The organism is Pantoea allii (genome assembly GCF_046529425.1).
GTDB lineage: Bacteria > Pseudomonadota > Gammaproteobacteria > Enterobacterales > Enterobacteriaceae > Pantoea > Pantoea allii.
This window is the reverse complement of the sequence record NZ_CP125958.1, coordinates 860,112-873,885: the sequence shown is the minus strand read 5'-3', so window position 1 is coordinate 873,885 and position 13,774 is coordinate 860,112. Positions and strand designations below refer to the sequence as shown.

The window sequence follows — 13,774 nt, the reverse complement described above, 5'->3', positions numbered from 1 at the left end:
AGGCATCAAGCGCTGGAGAGGCAAGAGCACAGTTACCCTCGCCCAGCTTGCAGGCAACACACGCATTCTCTGGATGAAAAGCGGGCACAGCATCGTTGATAACAACCGTCGTGCGTAAGCGCCTCTTACCACCTGACACTGATTTTCTACCCGCTACTTTGTGAAAGAAAAATTCCAAATATTCCACTTAATTCCAGTCTCGTTCAGGCCGGTTTAATGCCGACAGCGCGGTAAATTTTCACGCGTTTGAATCGAATAATATCAATATCCTGGCATCACGTCGGGCCAGCATGCTGCGTTCACATTTTGTTCAGCACCTCTCCTCTTCCTGTCGTTTCATAAAAAATAATTAACAAAACATGATCCATAACTCAAACATAAAGTTTCATAGTTAACATTGATGAAATTTTTGATCTAAATTAATGCTGTTAATTTAGGTGTACTGAGGTGAATGCTTTGCGCCTGGACAAATTTTAGATTTATTTCTCTTACATCAGGTGACTGGAGTCTTGTATGACGAAAGAACAATTTCTCACACTGAACAACGCATCGGGCCCAAACAGTAACGCACCCACTTCGCCTTTTGTGAAGGTCGTTGCGCTCATCGCAACGCTAGGTGGTTTACTTTTTGGGTACGATACCGGCGTGATTTCTGGCGCGTTGCTTTTTATGGGCGATGAGCTGCATCTCACCCCCTTCACAACCGGGCTGATCACCAGTTCTTTGCTGTTTGGTGCCGCCTTTGGCGCGTTGTTATCAGGCCATCTGGCAGCAGCAGCGGGCAGAAGGAAAATAATCCTCTATCTGGCCGTTATTTTTGCGATTGGCGCGGCAGGCACGTCACTGGCACCAGACGTAAACTGGATGGTTTTCTTTCGTCTTATCCTGGGCGTGGCGGTCGGCGGCGCGGCAGCGACCGTGCCGGTTTATATCGCAGAGATGGCCCCCGCCAATAAACGTGGGCAACTGGTGACGCTCCAGGAACTGATGATTGTCTCGGGTCAGCTCCTGGCTTATATCTCGAATGCGACCTTCCACGAAATATGGGGAGGTGAAAGCACCTGGCGTTGGATGCTGGTGGTAGCAACGCTTCCTGCCGTATTGCTGTGGGTCGGGATGATGTTTATGCCCGATACGCCACGCTGGTATGCCATGAAAGGCCGTCTGGCTGAGGCTCGCCGCGTACTTGAACGCACGCGCCACAAGGATGAGGTGGAATGGGAGCTGATGGAGATTACCGAGACGCTGGAAGAACAGAGTTCGCTGGGTAAACCGCGTTTACGTGAAATGCTGACGCCGTGGCTGTTCAAACTTTTTTTGATAGGTGTCGGTATCGCCGTTATCCAGCAGCTAACCGGCGTCAACACCATTATGTATTATGCCCCCACCGTGCTGAAGTCAATCGGTATGTCGAATAATGCCGCGCTTTTTGCCACCATCGCCAACGGCGCGGTGTCCGTCTTGATGACGTTTGTTGGGATTTGGATGCTGGGTAAAGTGGGTCGCCGAACCATGGTGATGACGGGACAGTTTGGTTGCACCGCCTGTCTGGTCTTTATTGGCACGGTGAGCTATCTGCTGCCTGAAACGGTTAATGGTCAGCCAGATGCGCTACGGGCTTATATGGTACTGGCGGGCATGCTGATGTTTCTCAGTTTCCAGCAGGGTGCCTTGTCACCCGTGACATGGTTGTTATTGTCAGAGATATTTCCGACGCGACTGCGTGGCATCTTTATGGGCGGTGCCGTATTCGCCATGTGGATAGCGAACTTTCTGATCTCTCTTTTCTTTCCTCTTCTTCTTGCCCGGGTGGGTCTGGCGGGTACGTTCTTTATTTTCGCCGCCATTGGACTCTTTGGTGCCATCTTTGTTATCAAATGCGTGCCGGAAACCCGCAACAGGAGCCTGGAGCAGATCGAGCATTATCTGAAAGGCTGGCTTGATGATGAAAATCGCCATACGGCCAACAATGCCGTTTTCGTTTCAAAAAGCCGCTAATGGTAGGCGCTTAAGAGTTGGCAATCGCATGTGCCGTAATGAGGACGTTGACGGGATGACAGTGCTCAATGTTATCTGACGATGTCCCGTGGATGACAGCGTTCCAATCTCAACGCTGCGTTGGGCATGACGAAGATGATAACCTTTTGCGCCACCATCTGAGCCGTCATGCAGTATAACCGCCCCGGATACAGAGACAGGCTGATATCCGGGGCGTTATTTATTACCGTCAGGCGCTGAGCTAAGCACCGGTGTTCCCCCTACGGACTAATTTAGGGAAAGCCGTTAGGCCGAAAAGCGACAAGGACGATCAAGCTCATCGAGCTTCTTTTCCACCAGCCATTGGAACGTTTTGCCATCAGGGCGGGAATACAGCGCTTTTCTTAGCGGGACGAGCGCTACCCACTTTTGAGCAATCGTCATTTTTCTGACATCGGCTAGCAGCAGCCCATGATGTTCGCTTATCGCCCGGTTAACGGCCTGCTCGGCGGTGACGCCGGTCCAGTTACGGTTGCGCTTCAGCGCTTCGCCAAACCACAGCAGGCGAAAACTCTGGTGACGTTCAATCAGCCCTTTCACCGCACTGACGCGCTGCCAGAACGTTTTACTGAGGGTATCAATGACATCCTCAGGAAAGAAAGAATCCATGGTGGTTCTCCTTTGCAGATGAATGTTCAGGTCGTTATGTGCCGCTCTATTCTGTGTTATCGGCAAACTTCCGACAGAGATACAGCGGCTTATGAAAGGAATGATAGGCGGGTCACAGGCAGAATCCTCGCCCTTTTACAGCCTTTTACGTCCTTTACACTATCTAAAGAGAGATGACATGACGTGTGAATGAAAAGCCCCGTGTCTGGCGCATTTCTCGTGATCAATAAACTGGCAGTGGGGTTATAGGGTCAGCGGCTCGTCCAGCGCGTTCAGTTGCTGCCGCGCAAACCCTAAAAATACTTCCAGCGCGGCGCTGCGGGGCCGACCGGAAGGCACCTGCAACTGCAAATTGCGCTGGCTTAGCTGATCGATGCCCACGGATCGCAAAACCAGTCCGTGCGCTTCGGCTTCCTGTATCACGCTGAAAGCACTGCAAATGGTCACGGCTAACGGCGTATGCAGCAGGAACTGAAACAGGGTTGAAAAGTTATCGCAGGTGACGACCGGTTCAATCAGATTGCCGCTCATGTGGCTCGCCAGCTCGAACAGCTGTCGTACCGTGGTGTTTTGCTGCGGCAGCGCCAGCGGATAGTGGCTGATATCGCTGAGTGTCACCTGCGGCGCGCTGGCCAGTGGATGGCTCTGATGCATCACCAACAGCACCGGTGCAGGCCAGGAACCGAGGATCTCAACTCCGTGCTCAGCGTGCAGGCTGAACTGTAACGCCAGGTCGCATTCTCCGTTGCGTATCAGTTCTGATACGCCCTGCGGGCTGGCGACCTTGATTTCAAAAAGAATGCCGGGGTTATCTTCCCGAAAGGCGGCAATCATGCGGGGCAGCAACGTAAAGGCCAGTCCATCGGTACAGGCCAGCCGAATCAACGTACGGCGCACGGCTTTCAGCCCTTTGATTTCCGCCAGCGCGTATTCCATATCCAGCATATTTTTGCGCACGTGATGAGCAAAGATTTCCCCGGCTTCATTCAGCACCATGCCACGCGCGTGACGCTCAAACAACGGCACGCCCACCTGTGTTTCCAGCCGCTGAATCTGACGACTGATTGCCGACACGGCAATAAACAGCTGCTCACTCGCCGCGCTGAGCGAGCCTGTATTCGCGACGGCGAGGAAATAGCGGATTTCATTACTGATCATGCGGTCGCCTCATGCTGGTGCATGCCTCGAAAACGGGCACGTTTGCTTTGCTTTAAAAGCAAACCTTACTAGATAAATTGATAATGGTGGCAAAGCAGCGTTTCAGCAATGATGACAAAACCATAATATGAATAAAAGACGAGCAAACATGACAGCCCAACAAGCGGTAGACCAGGCCACCGCATGGTTCGACAGTGGCGAGTTTCAACGGCTACTCGCACGCCGCGTTTCGCAGCGTACCGAGAGCCAGCGTCAGGATCGCGACAGCGAATTACACCACTATTTACATGACGAAATCGGCCCACAGCTGAGTGCATTGGGTTTTACCCTGCACTTCATCGAGAACGCCGAAGCGGCCCATCGTCCGTTTCTGGTCGCAGTGCGCATTGAAGATCCCACTCTGCCTACCCTGCTGAGCTACGGTCATGGCGATGTGGTGTTTGGCGATGATGAAAACTGGCGCGAAGGATTATTGCCCTGGCAGCTCGTTGAAGAAGGCGATCGCTGGTACGCCCGTGGCAGCGCAGATAACAAAGGTCAGCACTGCGTGAATCTGGCCGCGCTGGAACAGGTGTTCATCGCACGCGGTGGACGTCTGGGCTTCAACTGCAAGCTACTGTTCGAGATGGGCGAAGAGATCAGTTCCCCCGGCCTGGCGCAGCTGTGCCAGCAGCACGGTGATCTGCTAAAAGCCGATCTGTTTATCGCCTCGGACGGTCCACGTCTGAATGCAGTGCAACCTACCCTGTTTCTGGGATCGCGCGGGGCGGTGAATTTCCGCCTGACGGTGACTGCCCGTGACAACGCCTATCACTCCGGCAACTGGGGCGGCTTGCTAAGCAACCCTGGCACCCAACTGGCCAACGCCATTGCCGCGCTGGTTAATGCCCAGGGCGTGCTTCAGGTTGAGGCGCTGAAACCCAACTCGCTAACCCCGCAGGTGCGCGACATTCTCAGCCAGATTAAGGTTGGCGGGATGCCGGGCGATCCCGAGATCGATCCGAACTGGGGTGAACCGGCATTGACGCCAACGGAACGTCTGTATGGCTGGAACACGCTTGAAGTACTGGCATTCCTGACGGGCAATCCTGCGCGCCCGATGAACGCCATTCCGGGTGAAGCCAGCGCCGTCTGTCAGCTGCGCTTTGTGGTGGGCACCGACTGGAAGAACCTGGCGCAACACGTCAGCGAACATCTGGCGCAGCATGGCTTTGGCTACGTGAAGGTCGAGTTTATGCGCGGATCGCCGGCAACCCGCCTTGATCCCACCGATCCGCTGGTCGACTGGGTGCTGGCCAGCATCGCCGAAACCAGCGGTAAGAAACCGGCTCTGCTGCCCAACCTGGGCGGATCGCTGCCCAACGAGGTGTTTTCCGACATCCTCGGCCTGCCCACATTGTGGGTGCCGCACTCTTATCCCGCCTGCGGTCAGCACGGCGTGAACGAACATATGCTGAAGTCGATTGCGCGTGAAGGTCTGCAAATCATGACCCGATTGTTATGGGACTTAGGCGAGCAAGGCCGCGAGCTGGTGGCGAAGCACCGTCAACATGCCGGAGGTGCCGCATGAGCACACTCAACACGGCTGCACCGCTGCACGCGAATAAACCCAGCCTGCACAAAACCCTTTTCGCCACCTGCATCGGTAACGCGCTGGAGTGGTTTGATATTGCGGTTTACGGCTTTTTTGCCAGCTATATTGCCCATGCGTTCTTCCCGACCAGCGATCCGTCCGTTTCTATGCTGCTGACCTTCGGCAGTTTCGGTGTCTCCTTCCTGATCCGTCCGCTGGGCGCGATTGTGCTGGGTAACTACGCCGATCGCCACGGGCGTAAAAAGGCGCTGCTGTTGTCCATCAATCTGATGATGCTGGGCGGTGCCATCATTACGTTCATGCCAGGCTACGCGAGCATTGGTCTGGCTGCGCCTTTGTTGATTCTGCTGGCGCGCCTGGTGCAAGGCTTTTCTGCGGGTGGCGAATTTGGCAGCTCGACGGCGTTTCTGGTGGAGCATTTCCCCGAGCGCAAAGCCTTTATCGCCAGCTGGCAGTTCGCCACCCAGGGGGCAAGTACGCTGATGGCATCCGCGTTTGGTCTGGGATTAACGCAGATCCTTACTGAAAGCCAGATTCAGGACTGGGGCTGGCGCATTCCTTTTGCCTTTGGTCTGCTGATTGGCCCGCTGGGGATTTATATTCGTCGCCACGTACATGAACCTGCCAGCTTCGCCACGCGGCAGCCTGAAGTCGCCCCGCTTAAGCGCCTGTTTGGCCGTCAGAAAGAGCTGATGCTGCTGGCGATTGGCCTGATGGTCATCTCTACGGCGGTTAACTACATGCTCAACTATGTGCCGACCTATGCCACCCGCAACCTGCACCTGCCCGGCTCTGTCGCCTTCACCGCCACCTTGCTGGCGGGCGTGATCCTGACCGTAGTAACGCCGATTATGGGCCTGTGGGCAGAGCGCGTTGGCCGTGTCCCATTGATGTGGGGATCGCTGATTTTACTGATCGTCACCATCTATCCTGCCTTTAAGCTGGTGGTGAATCACACCACGCCCACCACGTTGATCGTTATGGTCTGCTGGATGGCGTTGCTGAAGTCGATTTACTTCTCCACGGTGCCGTCGGTCATGGCCGATCTGTTTCCGATGGGCACCCGCGCCAGCGGGATGGCGATCAGCTATAACATCGCGGTGACGGTATTTGGCGGATTTGCGCCGCTGATCTGTACGCTGTTGATCACCGTCACCGGCACCAGCCTGGCACCCGGCTATTACCTGATGGCGATGTCGGTGCTGAGCGGTCTGGCGCTGCTGCGGAGTCAGAAGCGGATTCGGTGAGAGAACAGGTGCACAGGGTTGTGCACCTGACGGATTTTATTACCGCGTTAACGTTCCAGAGATTGAGGATGGCTATGCCTGTGAGAGTGCGTTATCCGGCTTGGTCGCGCGCTTCGCCATATCGGCAAGCGCTGGAATAAGCAGGCTATTGGCCATTGGCCACCTAAGTGCTTAGTTAGCCACTCCTGAACATCAAGCCATTCTGCAAGCGTGCCATCCGATGAAATGTCATAGCAGCCGATGCAAAATCTATGTGCCCGCAGTAGCGTGGTTTTCACCATAAAGTCATAGGACCGGTCTGGTGATCAATTGAACGATGTCTTACAGAATTCACTACCAGACGAATGTTGGCCAAGGAAGAAACTTTCATACTCAAGATCTTCCTTCTCTTCGCCGTTAAAAGAGATAGCGGGTTGTCGAATGCCGCTTTGAACTATCAAGTCAGCTGGCTGCAAAAGTGGATAACGGCCATCACTTGTGCAAAGCACCAACGGTTGCTTATAGCCGGGAACATGCCGGTTTTGTATTATCAAAAACAGGTTTGATAGCTGTACGCTGAACAGTAACCACTGATCGTCAGGAACTGATTTTAGTTGTATGTAGCAATGGCAATAGCCCATGGGTAAATCCTCCAGATGTGAAAAAAGGGATTTATTCGCTAATGGGAGTAAATCCCCATTAGGGTGGGTAAAGCATGCCGTGCGGCGAGGTGATGAGAGAACCTTGACCATCCAAGATGGCACCCGTTCTAAAGTTGTACGGGTATGGGGACCGCCAGATGGCGCTTCTTTAAGGTCCGTGAAGTTTTTTTATTCCATGATAGATTAAAGGTAATGCCCTAAATCTCAAGTCCAATTGTCATAAAAAGGAACTCTAAATGGAAGTTTTTGAAATGATATCAGAGTATGTTTGGAAAACTTTGTCGTTAAGTAAGAAATTTAACATATTACAAGGCGAAGAGACCGTTAGTGATAGTATATTACTCAAACTCGCCATTGCAGGAGATACTTCATTATCAATAATTAAAACCCCTAAGAATATTGAAAAAATAAAAGGAACTGATTGGGAGTGGTGGATTGGTTGTCGTTCTACTGGATGGGTGAGAATTGCTGCTCAAGCAAAAAAAATTGATAAGAATGGTCGACATTATAGCGCTTTTAAACATAAGGTAGGAAAAACAGGCATTTATCAACATAAAATATTAGAGGCCTATAGTAAAAGAAAGACAGCTTACCCTATTTATGTATTTTATAATCACACTAATCTAGTTGACCCAAAAAAACATTGGCACTGCAATAAAAACGAGTTTCAAGAAGATTTGCTAGGCATTAGTTTTACAAATTACTATAACATCAAGGCAAAGTTTACTACTCGAGGAGGGAAGGATTTTGAAAGTTTACATAGTAATAAGTTCATGTTCCCATTAAAATGTTTAATGAGCTGTATAACCATATCGAGAAGAAGAGTTCCATTAGCATCCCAAACTCCGCCATCAAAAAATGGAACCCTACAGTTGATGGTATCTTCTAATTTTTTGAGTTATGCATCTAAACAAAACTATGTCAACTTCCTCAGTCTTCATGGGGAATCACTTGAAAATTTCACTTATTTCAAGGGTGAGGATATTAAAGAGAAAATTTTAAATAGTGATGGTGAGTTCAATCCTTCGCTAAAACATACAGACCAGTTTATTAATTGCCCAAGTAGAATAGTAATTATTGATATTGAAGACAAGCTCATGGCAAGTAATAGTTAAACATTAGACACCTTGTTAATGTAGCTTCCTCTTCCATCCCCATGCCTCAAATCCATTGAAACCATAGCCTCCGCTTCTTTTCTGCTGAGGCCGTATTCTATATGCCACTCAGTAGCTTCACGTAAATATGCATACCTCAAACTGTGCGGCGCTTCTTTCCCTGAAAGCCCTGCATCCTTAGCCACATTTCGGTAGCGATCGATCGCGCTCCTTAGCCTGACCTGCTCCCCGTTGATTAATACACCGCGATGTTAGTAATGTCTTCATAAGCCACATGAGGACATTCCCATGAAGAAGCGTTTTTCCGACCAACAGATCATCAGTATCCTCCGCGAAGCTGAAGCCGGGGTTTCTGCCCGTGAACTCTGCCGCAAGCACGCCATTTCCGACGCCACCTTTTATACCTGGCGTAAGAAGTATGGTGGTATGGAGGTGCCCGAGGTTAAGCGCCTGAAGTCGCTTGAAGAAGAGAACGCCAGACTCAAGAAGCTGCTTGCCGAAGCCATGCTGGATAAGGAGGCACTCCAGGTGGCTCTGGGGCGAAAGTACTGACGACAGACCAGAAGCGGGAAGCCGTTGAGTTTATGTGTGGTGCGACCGGTCTGTCGCAACGTCGTGCCTGCAGACTCACAGGTTTGTCCCTGTCGACCTGCCGCTATGACGCTCAGCGTCCGGCGGATGATGCCCATTTATCAGGGCGCATTACTGAACTGGCACTGGAGCGCAGGCGTTTTGGCTATCGCCGCATATGGCAGTTACTGCGCCGTGAAGGGCTTCTGGTTAATCACAAGCGCGTGTACCGCCTTTATCATCTGAACGGGCTGGGCGTTAAACGCAGACGTCGTCGTAAAGGGCTGGCAACAGAACGTCTGCCGCTGCTCCGCCCGGCGGCGCCCAACCTGACCTGGTCGATGGATTTTGTCATGGACGCGCTCGCCACCGGTCGCAGGATCAAGTGCCTGACCTGTGTGGACGACTTCACGAAGGAATGCCTGACGGTCACTGTTGCCTTTGGGATTTCAGGCGTGCAGGTGACACACATTCTGGACAGCATTGCGCTGTTTCGAGGCTATCCGGCGGCGATAAGAACTGACCAGGGGCCGGAGTTCACCTGCCGCGCACTGGATCAATGGGCTTTTGAGCATGGTGTTGAGTTGCGCTTAATCCAGCCGGGCAAGCCAACGCAGAACGGATTTATCGAGAGCTTTAACGGACGATTTCGCGATGAATGTCTGAATGAGCACTGGTTCAGCGATATCGTTCACGCCAGGAAAGTCATTAAAGATTGGCGGCAGGATTATAACGAGTATCGTCCGCATTCAGCACTGAATTATCAGACGCCATCAGAGTTTGCAGCACGGTGGCGGAATGGAAAATGTGAAGGTAAACAAACCGACATTACTAACTGATGGTTGTATCTAATACTGGGGGCAGGTCACCTCAAGTGCAGAAAACCAAAGTGTACTTGATGCAAGATTAGCAATTTTGTTTATATCCATCTTGCTGAATTTAAATAATTTGATCATATCATCCAACCATAAGAAATGAAAAGTATCAGTCTTTATTTCAAACCTATCAGGTTTATTATTTTAAAGCTTGAGTGATAACGTAATCAAACTCTAAACTAATATTACTTAATCCCACTAAAGACCTTTAGATTTTAACTAACTTTACTATCTTAATCATCACCGTTTTCCTAATCCATTAGCCACCGTGTAAGTATCCCGTCAAAACGAACCATTCACTTCTAGAGAGCTTCCGACATACTGATTATGTCCCTGAGGAGATCACCATGCGTAAAGCCCGATTTACCGAGCACCAGATCATCACCGTTCTGAAGTCTGTTGAAGCCGGACGTACCGTCAAAGATGTCTGCCGCGAAGCCGGAATATCTGAGGCTTCATACTATAACTGGAAAGCGAAGTATGGCGGCATGGAAGCCTCTGATATCAAAAAGATGAAGGATCTTGAGGACGAAAACCGCCGTCTCAAACAGATGTTTGCCTACCTGAGTCTGGAAAATCGCGCGTTAAAAGACGTCATTGAAAAAAGCTTTAAAACCAGCGTAAAGCGTGAGTTCGTCAGCTATATGAAAGAGATGTTTTCGATGAGCGTACGCCAGGCATGCAGGACATTATCGCTGAGCAGGACGGTGTATTTTTACCAGCCCGATACCTGTCGCGATGAGCCTGTGATCCAGGCGCTGACTGAACTGGCGGAGCGTTATCCGCGATACGGCTTTAAGAAACTGTTCCAGTTGCTGCGCCGTCAGGGCAACAGGTGGAAACATAAACGCGTTCACCGGATTTACTGCCCGCTGAAACTGAATTTTCGACGTAAGGGAAAGCAACGTCTGCCGGTGCGCAATCCGGCTCCGCTGGCGACGCCGGAAGCACTTAACCAGAGCTGGTCGATAGATTTATGCATGATGCGCTGGTGTGTGGCAGACGCTTCCGGATCTTCAATGTGGTGGATGATTTTAACCGTGAAGCGCTGGCGAAAGATGCGTATGGATAACGGGCCAGAACGGGTCTCACTGGCACTGGCGCAGTGGGCCGAAGAACATGGTGTGTTACTGGAATTTATCAAGCCGGGAAAGCCGACGCAGAATGCCTTCATCGAACGGTTTAAACGGACGTACCGGACAGAAATACTGGATTTTTACCTGTTCAGAACCCTGAACGAAGTACGGGAAATCACAGAGCGCTGGCTGATGGAATATAACAGCGAGCGACCTCATGAATCTCTGAATAACCTGACGCCGGAAGAATACAGGCTGATGGCCGAAAACGCGGAAATCTCAAAAAGTGCGTGGAACTAAAACGGGTGTGCTTACAGCTAGGCAAGGCCCTAAAAAACGGCCTTAGCCCCATGAACCTCGCCAGTACATTCCTGATAAACTGCTGTCTGCGAAACAAAGCTGAAAGCTCAATACGCCCCCACACCAATATTAACTAGAAATTAAGAACGGATATTGACCATATGGATGCGTACATGACTTTAAGAGGTCCCTGAAACGTAAAAACCCCGATTAAGTGAGCGCCTAAAATTTGTGGCGCCCTAACCCAAAATTGAATTAGAGACTCGACTAAAAATCCATTAAGCATATGATTTTAAATTATTTAAAATTTATTTTCGATGAAAAATGTACCACGCTCAGGCCTAATGTACCGAGAAACTTAACCACTTTCTAACCTTCGAATGTTTTTTCTCAAGGGTATTGACTGACTCAAGTAAATATTAGATAAAGTTACTGATCACGATCAGCACAACAAGTAAATAATCCTTATCTGATTTGTAAAGGAGTTACAAATGACAGCATGTAGTTGTTGTGGTAAAGCTCTTAATCGGGGTATTTGGACAGATGATGGCCAGCATAAAAGCTGCCCATTGTGCTCCACTACCCAAGGAATCCAGCATGTTTTCAGGCGTTATCCTGAGGACTTTGGAACTACAGATAGACGGATTACTCCTAATAATCCTGATGGTGCTCAGAGCTATTGCGTTGACTGTAGAGGGCTAGATAAAGGACAATTATCGCAGGTAGATCTCACCAAACAGAGATTGTGCGATACAGTGAAAATTTAATGAATGTAAATCAGTTAGATGCAGTAGAATGGTTGAAGACACTCCCCTCTGGGAGTGTTGACCTTTTTATTACTGACCCGCCATACGAGTCTCTTGAGAAGCATAGAAAAATTGGCACGACGACCAGATTAAAAGTTAGTAAATCTTCAAGTAATGAGTGGTTCTCAATCTTTCCAAATAGTAGATTTAGTGAACTTTTAACCGAAGTGTATCGTGTTCTTAAACAAAATCGTCATTTGTATATTTTTTGCGACCAAGAAACCATGTTCCATCTTAAGCCGATTGCTGAAGAAGTCGGATTCAAATTTTGGAAGCCTATAGTTTGGAACAAAATGGCTATAGGTATGGGTTATCATTACCGAGCTAAATATGAGTTTGTACTTTTTTTTGAAAAGGGTAAGAGGAAACTCAACAACTTAGGTATACCAGATATTTTGGAAGCTAAGAGAGTAATGCGAGGCTATCCGACTGAAAAACCAGTTGATCTCATTAAAATCCTCATCGAACAAAGTACCCTCCAAGGCGAGTCAGTATGCGATCCTTTCTTTGGATCAGGGTCCGCATTAATTGCTGCATCTGAATTAGGCCGCGATTTTCTCGGTACGGATATATCTTCTTCTGCTCATGATTATTTCAAACAACGTTTATCAATTAGTAATTCGTCTATGAGTGATTAGTTAATCCCCATAAATAGAATAAATTTGGGTGGCCTCATTTAAATCCTGAGGCCCTTCAACTTAATGATTTATGGCTGATTATTAAATCATAATATTTTAATGCTTGAGCTGCAACCAATATTAAGCACAAACATCCCTTAATAAAATAGATTTGTTTAACTTCATTTGTTCCATTTCACCAGCCCGCTGCAAATTCAGCTCGCCTCAAATAATTGAGTGAGCATTGAGGTCTACACTCGTTATATTCCTGTCACCACTCGTTAATAATTTTTCTGTAGTGAACGATATCTCTGAACCAGTACTCATTCTGGTACTCATCTCAAAATAGAACATTAAAAGCTTTCGACAAAACCTTTTTATGTAGGCTTATCCGGCCGAATAAGTCGATGATCAACGCTATGTCCAAAGGCTCACAGGTCCCGTGCGCGGCAGGTAAAATCTGCTCCCTAATCTATTCTGATTGTTGCCGGATATGCATGATGCTTTGGTGTGCGACAGACGATTTCGGACCTTCAACGTGGTGGATGATTTTAACCGCGAAGCACTGGCGAGCGAAATTGACCTGTATATCCCGCCGCAGCGGGTTGACCTTCCCCCTGAAAACTGTGCGTGGAGCTGAAGCTGGAATACTTATACAATCACACTAAGTTAGCATAAAAGTAGGGATCACATGTATTTTTACATGGATTTCCTATTTAACATTCATCCATTTATTTTAAATAGTTAGTAAGTCCAATAAGATCCGGTCCGTTAATTGTAAAACCTACTTATGCTTTTTGAGCAATTTACACTGTTTCTTAGCGCCATATGCCCGTCTTTTCTCGATCATTCTTATATAAAAATCATGGAATTCTTTATATTGGCTTTCTCTCATTTCTTCAGGAAGCATTTCACGAGATCTTGACCAGGCATCCAGTTCCGGCTTACATTTAATGTATGCATCTTCGACGATTTTATTTGCTGGAGTTGTTGTGCTTATGAAAGGAATCGTATTGTTATTGAGGCATTCAACTTCGGGTGTCATAAAACCGGGAGTGTTTGAAAATGCCAAAGCGGGATAAAAGATGCCTAAAAATAATACACGTCTCATTATGTAGTTTTCCCTTAA

General features: G+C 49.0%; 10 protein-coding genes and 4 pseudogenes. 8 read left to right on the top strand and 6 right to left on the bottom strand.

What is annotated here, in order from left to right; genetic code table 11:
• The first annotated feature begins 513 nt into the window (after positions 1-513).
• The gene (locus QNH99_RS04295) at positions 514-1,998 is read left to right on the top strand and encodes a sugar porter family MFS transporter (protein ID WP_410517340.1); all 1,485 of its coding nucleotides are present in this window, start codon (positions 514-516) and stop codon (positions 1,996-1,998) included.
• Positions 1,999-2,283: 285 nt separating this feature from the next.
• Here QNH99_RS04295 and QNH99_RS04290 read toward each other — a convergent pair whose 3' ends face one another.
• Both QNH99_RS04290 and QNH99_RS04285 read right to left on the bottom strand, forming a co-directional pair.
• Positions 2,284-2,646: a hypothetical protein gene (locus tag QNH99_RS04290; RefSeq protein WP_096011826.1), complete on the bottom strand. Its 363-nt coding sequence runs from the start codon at positions 2,644-2,646 to the stop codon at positions 2,284-2,286.
• A 243-nt stretch (positions 2,647-2,889) separates the two neighbouring features.
• Positions 2,890-3,804, bottom strand: coding sequence for a LysR family transcriptional regulator (locus QNH99_RS04285; RefSeq protein ID WP_063880884.1), 915 nt, complete (start codon positions 3,802-3,804; stop codon positions 2,890-2,892).
• Positions 3,805-3,952: 148 nt separating this feature from the next.
• Between QNH99_RS04285 and QNH99_RS04280 the strand changes: the two genes are divergently transcribed.
• Positions 3,953-5,374, top strand: coding sequence for a M20 family metallopeptidase (locus QNH99_RS04280; RefSeq protein ID WP_218995779.1), 1,422 nt, complete (start codon positions 3,953-3,955; stop codon positions 5,372-5,374).
• Entirely contained in the window at positions 5,371-6,645 is a 1,275-nt protein-coding gene (locus QNH99_RS04275) for an MFS transporter (protein WP_410517339.1), read from the top strand. Before QNH99_RS04280 ends, QNH99_RS04275 begins: the two co-directional genes overlap by 4 nt.
• A 305-nt stretch (positions 6,646-6,950) precedes the next feature.
• On the opposite strand, the gene QNH99_RS04270 is transcribed toward QNH99_RS04275, so the two are convergent.
• On the bottom strand, positions 6,951-7,376 hold the full coding sequence (locus QNH99_RS04270) for a hypothetical protein (RefSeq protein WP_283378965.1): 426 nt from the start codon (positions 7,374-7,376) through the stop codon (positions 6,951-6,953).
• Between the two features lie 146 nt (positions 7,377-7,522).
• Between QNH99_RS04270 and QNH99_RS04265 the strand changes: the two genes are divergently transcribed.
• Entirely contained in the window at positions 7,523-8,401 is an 879-nt protein-coding gene (locus QNH99_RS04265; protein WP_283378964.1) for a DUF6615 family protein, read from the top strand.
• On the opposite strand, the pseudogene QNH99_RS04260 reads toward QNH99_RS04265, so the two are convergent.
• Positions 8,398-8,652 (bottom strand): annotated as a pseudogene (locus QNH99_RS04260) (integrase domain-containing protein); the annotation flags it as partial. The gene QNH99_RS04265 and the pseudogene QNH99_RS04260 sit on opposite strands and share 4 nt — an antisense overlap.
• Positions 8,653-8,689: 37 nt before the next feature.
• Here QNH99_RS04260 and QNH99_RS04255 point away from each other — a divergent pair.
• From QNH99_RS04255 to QNH99_RS04245, 3 genes and pseudogenes are all read left to right on the top strand, one after another.
• Positions 8,690-9,810, top strand: a protein-coding gene (locus QNH99_RS04255; RefSeq protein ID WP_109718365.1) for an IS3 family transposase whose coding sequence is annotated in 2 segments (ribosomal slippage) — positions 8,690-8,948 and positions 8,948-9,810 — 1,122 coding nt in all. Because the reading frame shifts where the segments join, the coding sequence is not laid out codon by codon here.
• Between the two features lie 383 nt (positions 9,811-10,193).
• Positions 10,194-11,222, top strand: a pseudogene (locus QNH99_RS04250) (IS3 family transposase).
• 766 nt (positions 11,223-11,988) lie between these two features.
• Positions 11,989-12,666 carry a DNA-methyltransferase gene (locus tag QNH99_RS04245; protein WP_283378962.1) on the top strand — a complete coding sequence of 226 codons (678 nt, stop codon included), beginning with the start codon at positions 11,989-11,991 and terminating at the stop codon, positions 12,664-12,666.
• Between the two features lie 175 nt (positions 12,667-12,841).
• Here the strand turns inward: QNH99_RS04245 and QNH99_RS04240 are convergent.
• A pseudogene (locus QNH99_RS04240) lies at positions 12,842-13,139 on the bottom strand (integrase core domain-containing protein); the annotation flags it as partial.
• On the opposite strand from QNH99_RS04240, the pseudogene QNH99_RS04235 reads away from it, so the two are divergent.
• A pseudogene (locus QNH99_RS04235) lies at positions 13,139-13,252 on the top strand (IS3 family transposase); the annotation flags it as partial. The pseudogenes QNH99_RS04240 and QNH99_RS04235 sit on opposite strands and share 1 nt — an antisense overlap.
• A gap of 177 nt (positions 13,253-13,429) precedes the next feature.
• Here QNH99_RS04235 and QNH99_RS04230 read toward each other — a convergent pair.
• Positions 13,430-13,756, bottom strand: coding sequence for a hypothetical protein (locus QNH99_RS04230; RefSeq protein ID WP_410517338.1), 327 nt, complete (start codon positions 13,754-13,756; stop codon positions 13,430-13,432).
• Between the last annotated feature and the right edge of the window lie 18 nt (positions 13,757-13,774).

Coding starts and splice junctions, on each gene's coding strand:
- QNH99_RS04230 (WP_410517338.1), bottom strand. CDS start 13,756: ATGAGACGTGTATTATTTTTAGGCATCTTTTATCCCGCTTTGGCATTT.
- QNH99_RS04245 (WP_283378962.1), top strand. CDS start 11,989: ATGAATGTAAATCAGTTAGATGCAGTAGAATGGTTGAAGACACTCCCC.
- QNH99_RS04285 (WP_063880884.1), bottom strand. CDS start 3,804: ATGATCAGTAATGAAATCCGCTATTTCCTCGCCGTCGCGAATACAGGC.
- QNH99_RS04270 (WP_283378965.1), bottom strand. CDS start 7,376: ATGGTCAAGGTTCTCTCATCACCTCGCCGCACGGCATGCTTTACCCAC.
- QNH99_RS04280 (WP_218995779.1), top strand. CDS start 3,953: ATGACAGCCCAACAAGCGGTAGACCAGGCCACCGCATGGTTCGACAGT.
- QNH99_RS04295 (WP_410517340.1), top strand. CDS start 514: ATGACGAAAGAACAATTTCTCACACTGAACAACGCATCGGGCCCAAAC.
- QNH99_RS04275 (WP_410517339.1), top strand. CDS start 5,371: ATGAGCACACTCAACACGGCTGCACCGCTGCACGCGAATAAACCCAGC.
- QNH99_RS04290 (WP_096011826.1), bottom strand. CDS start 2,646: ATGGATTCTTTCTTTCCTGAGGATGTCATTGATACCCTCAGTAAAACG.
- QNH99_RS04265 (WP_283378964.1), top strand. CDS start 7,523: ATGGAAGTTTTTGAAATGATATCAGAGTATGTTTGGAAAACTTTGTCG.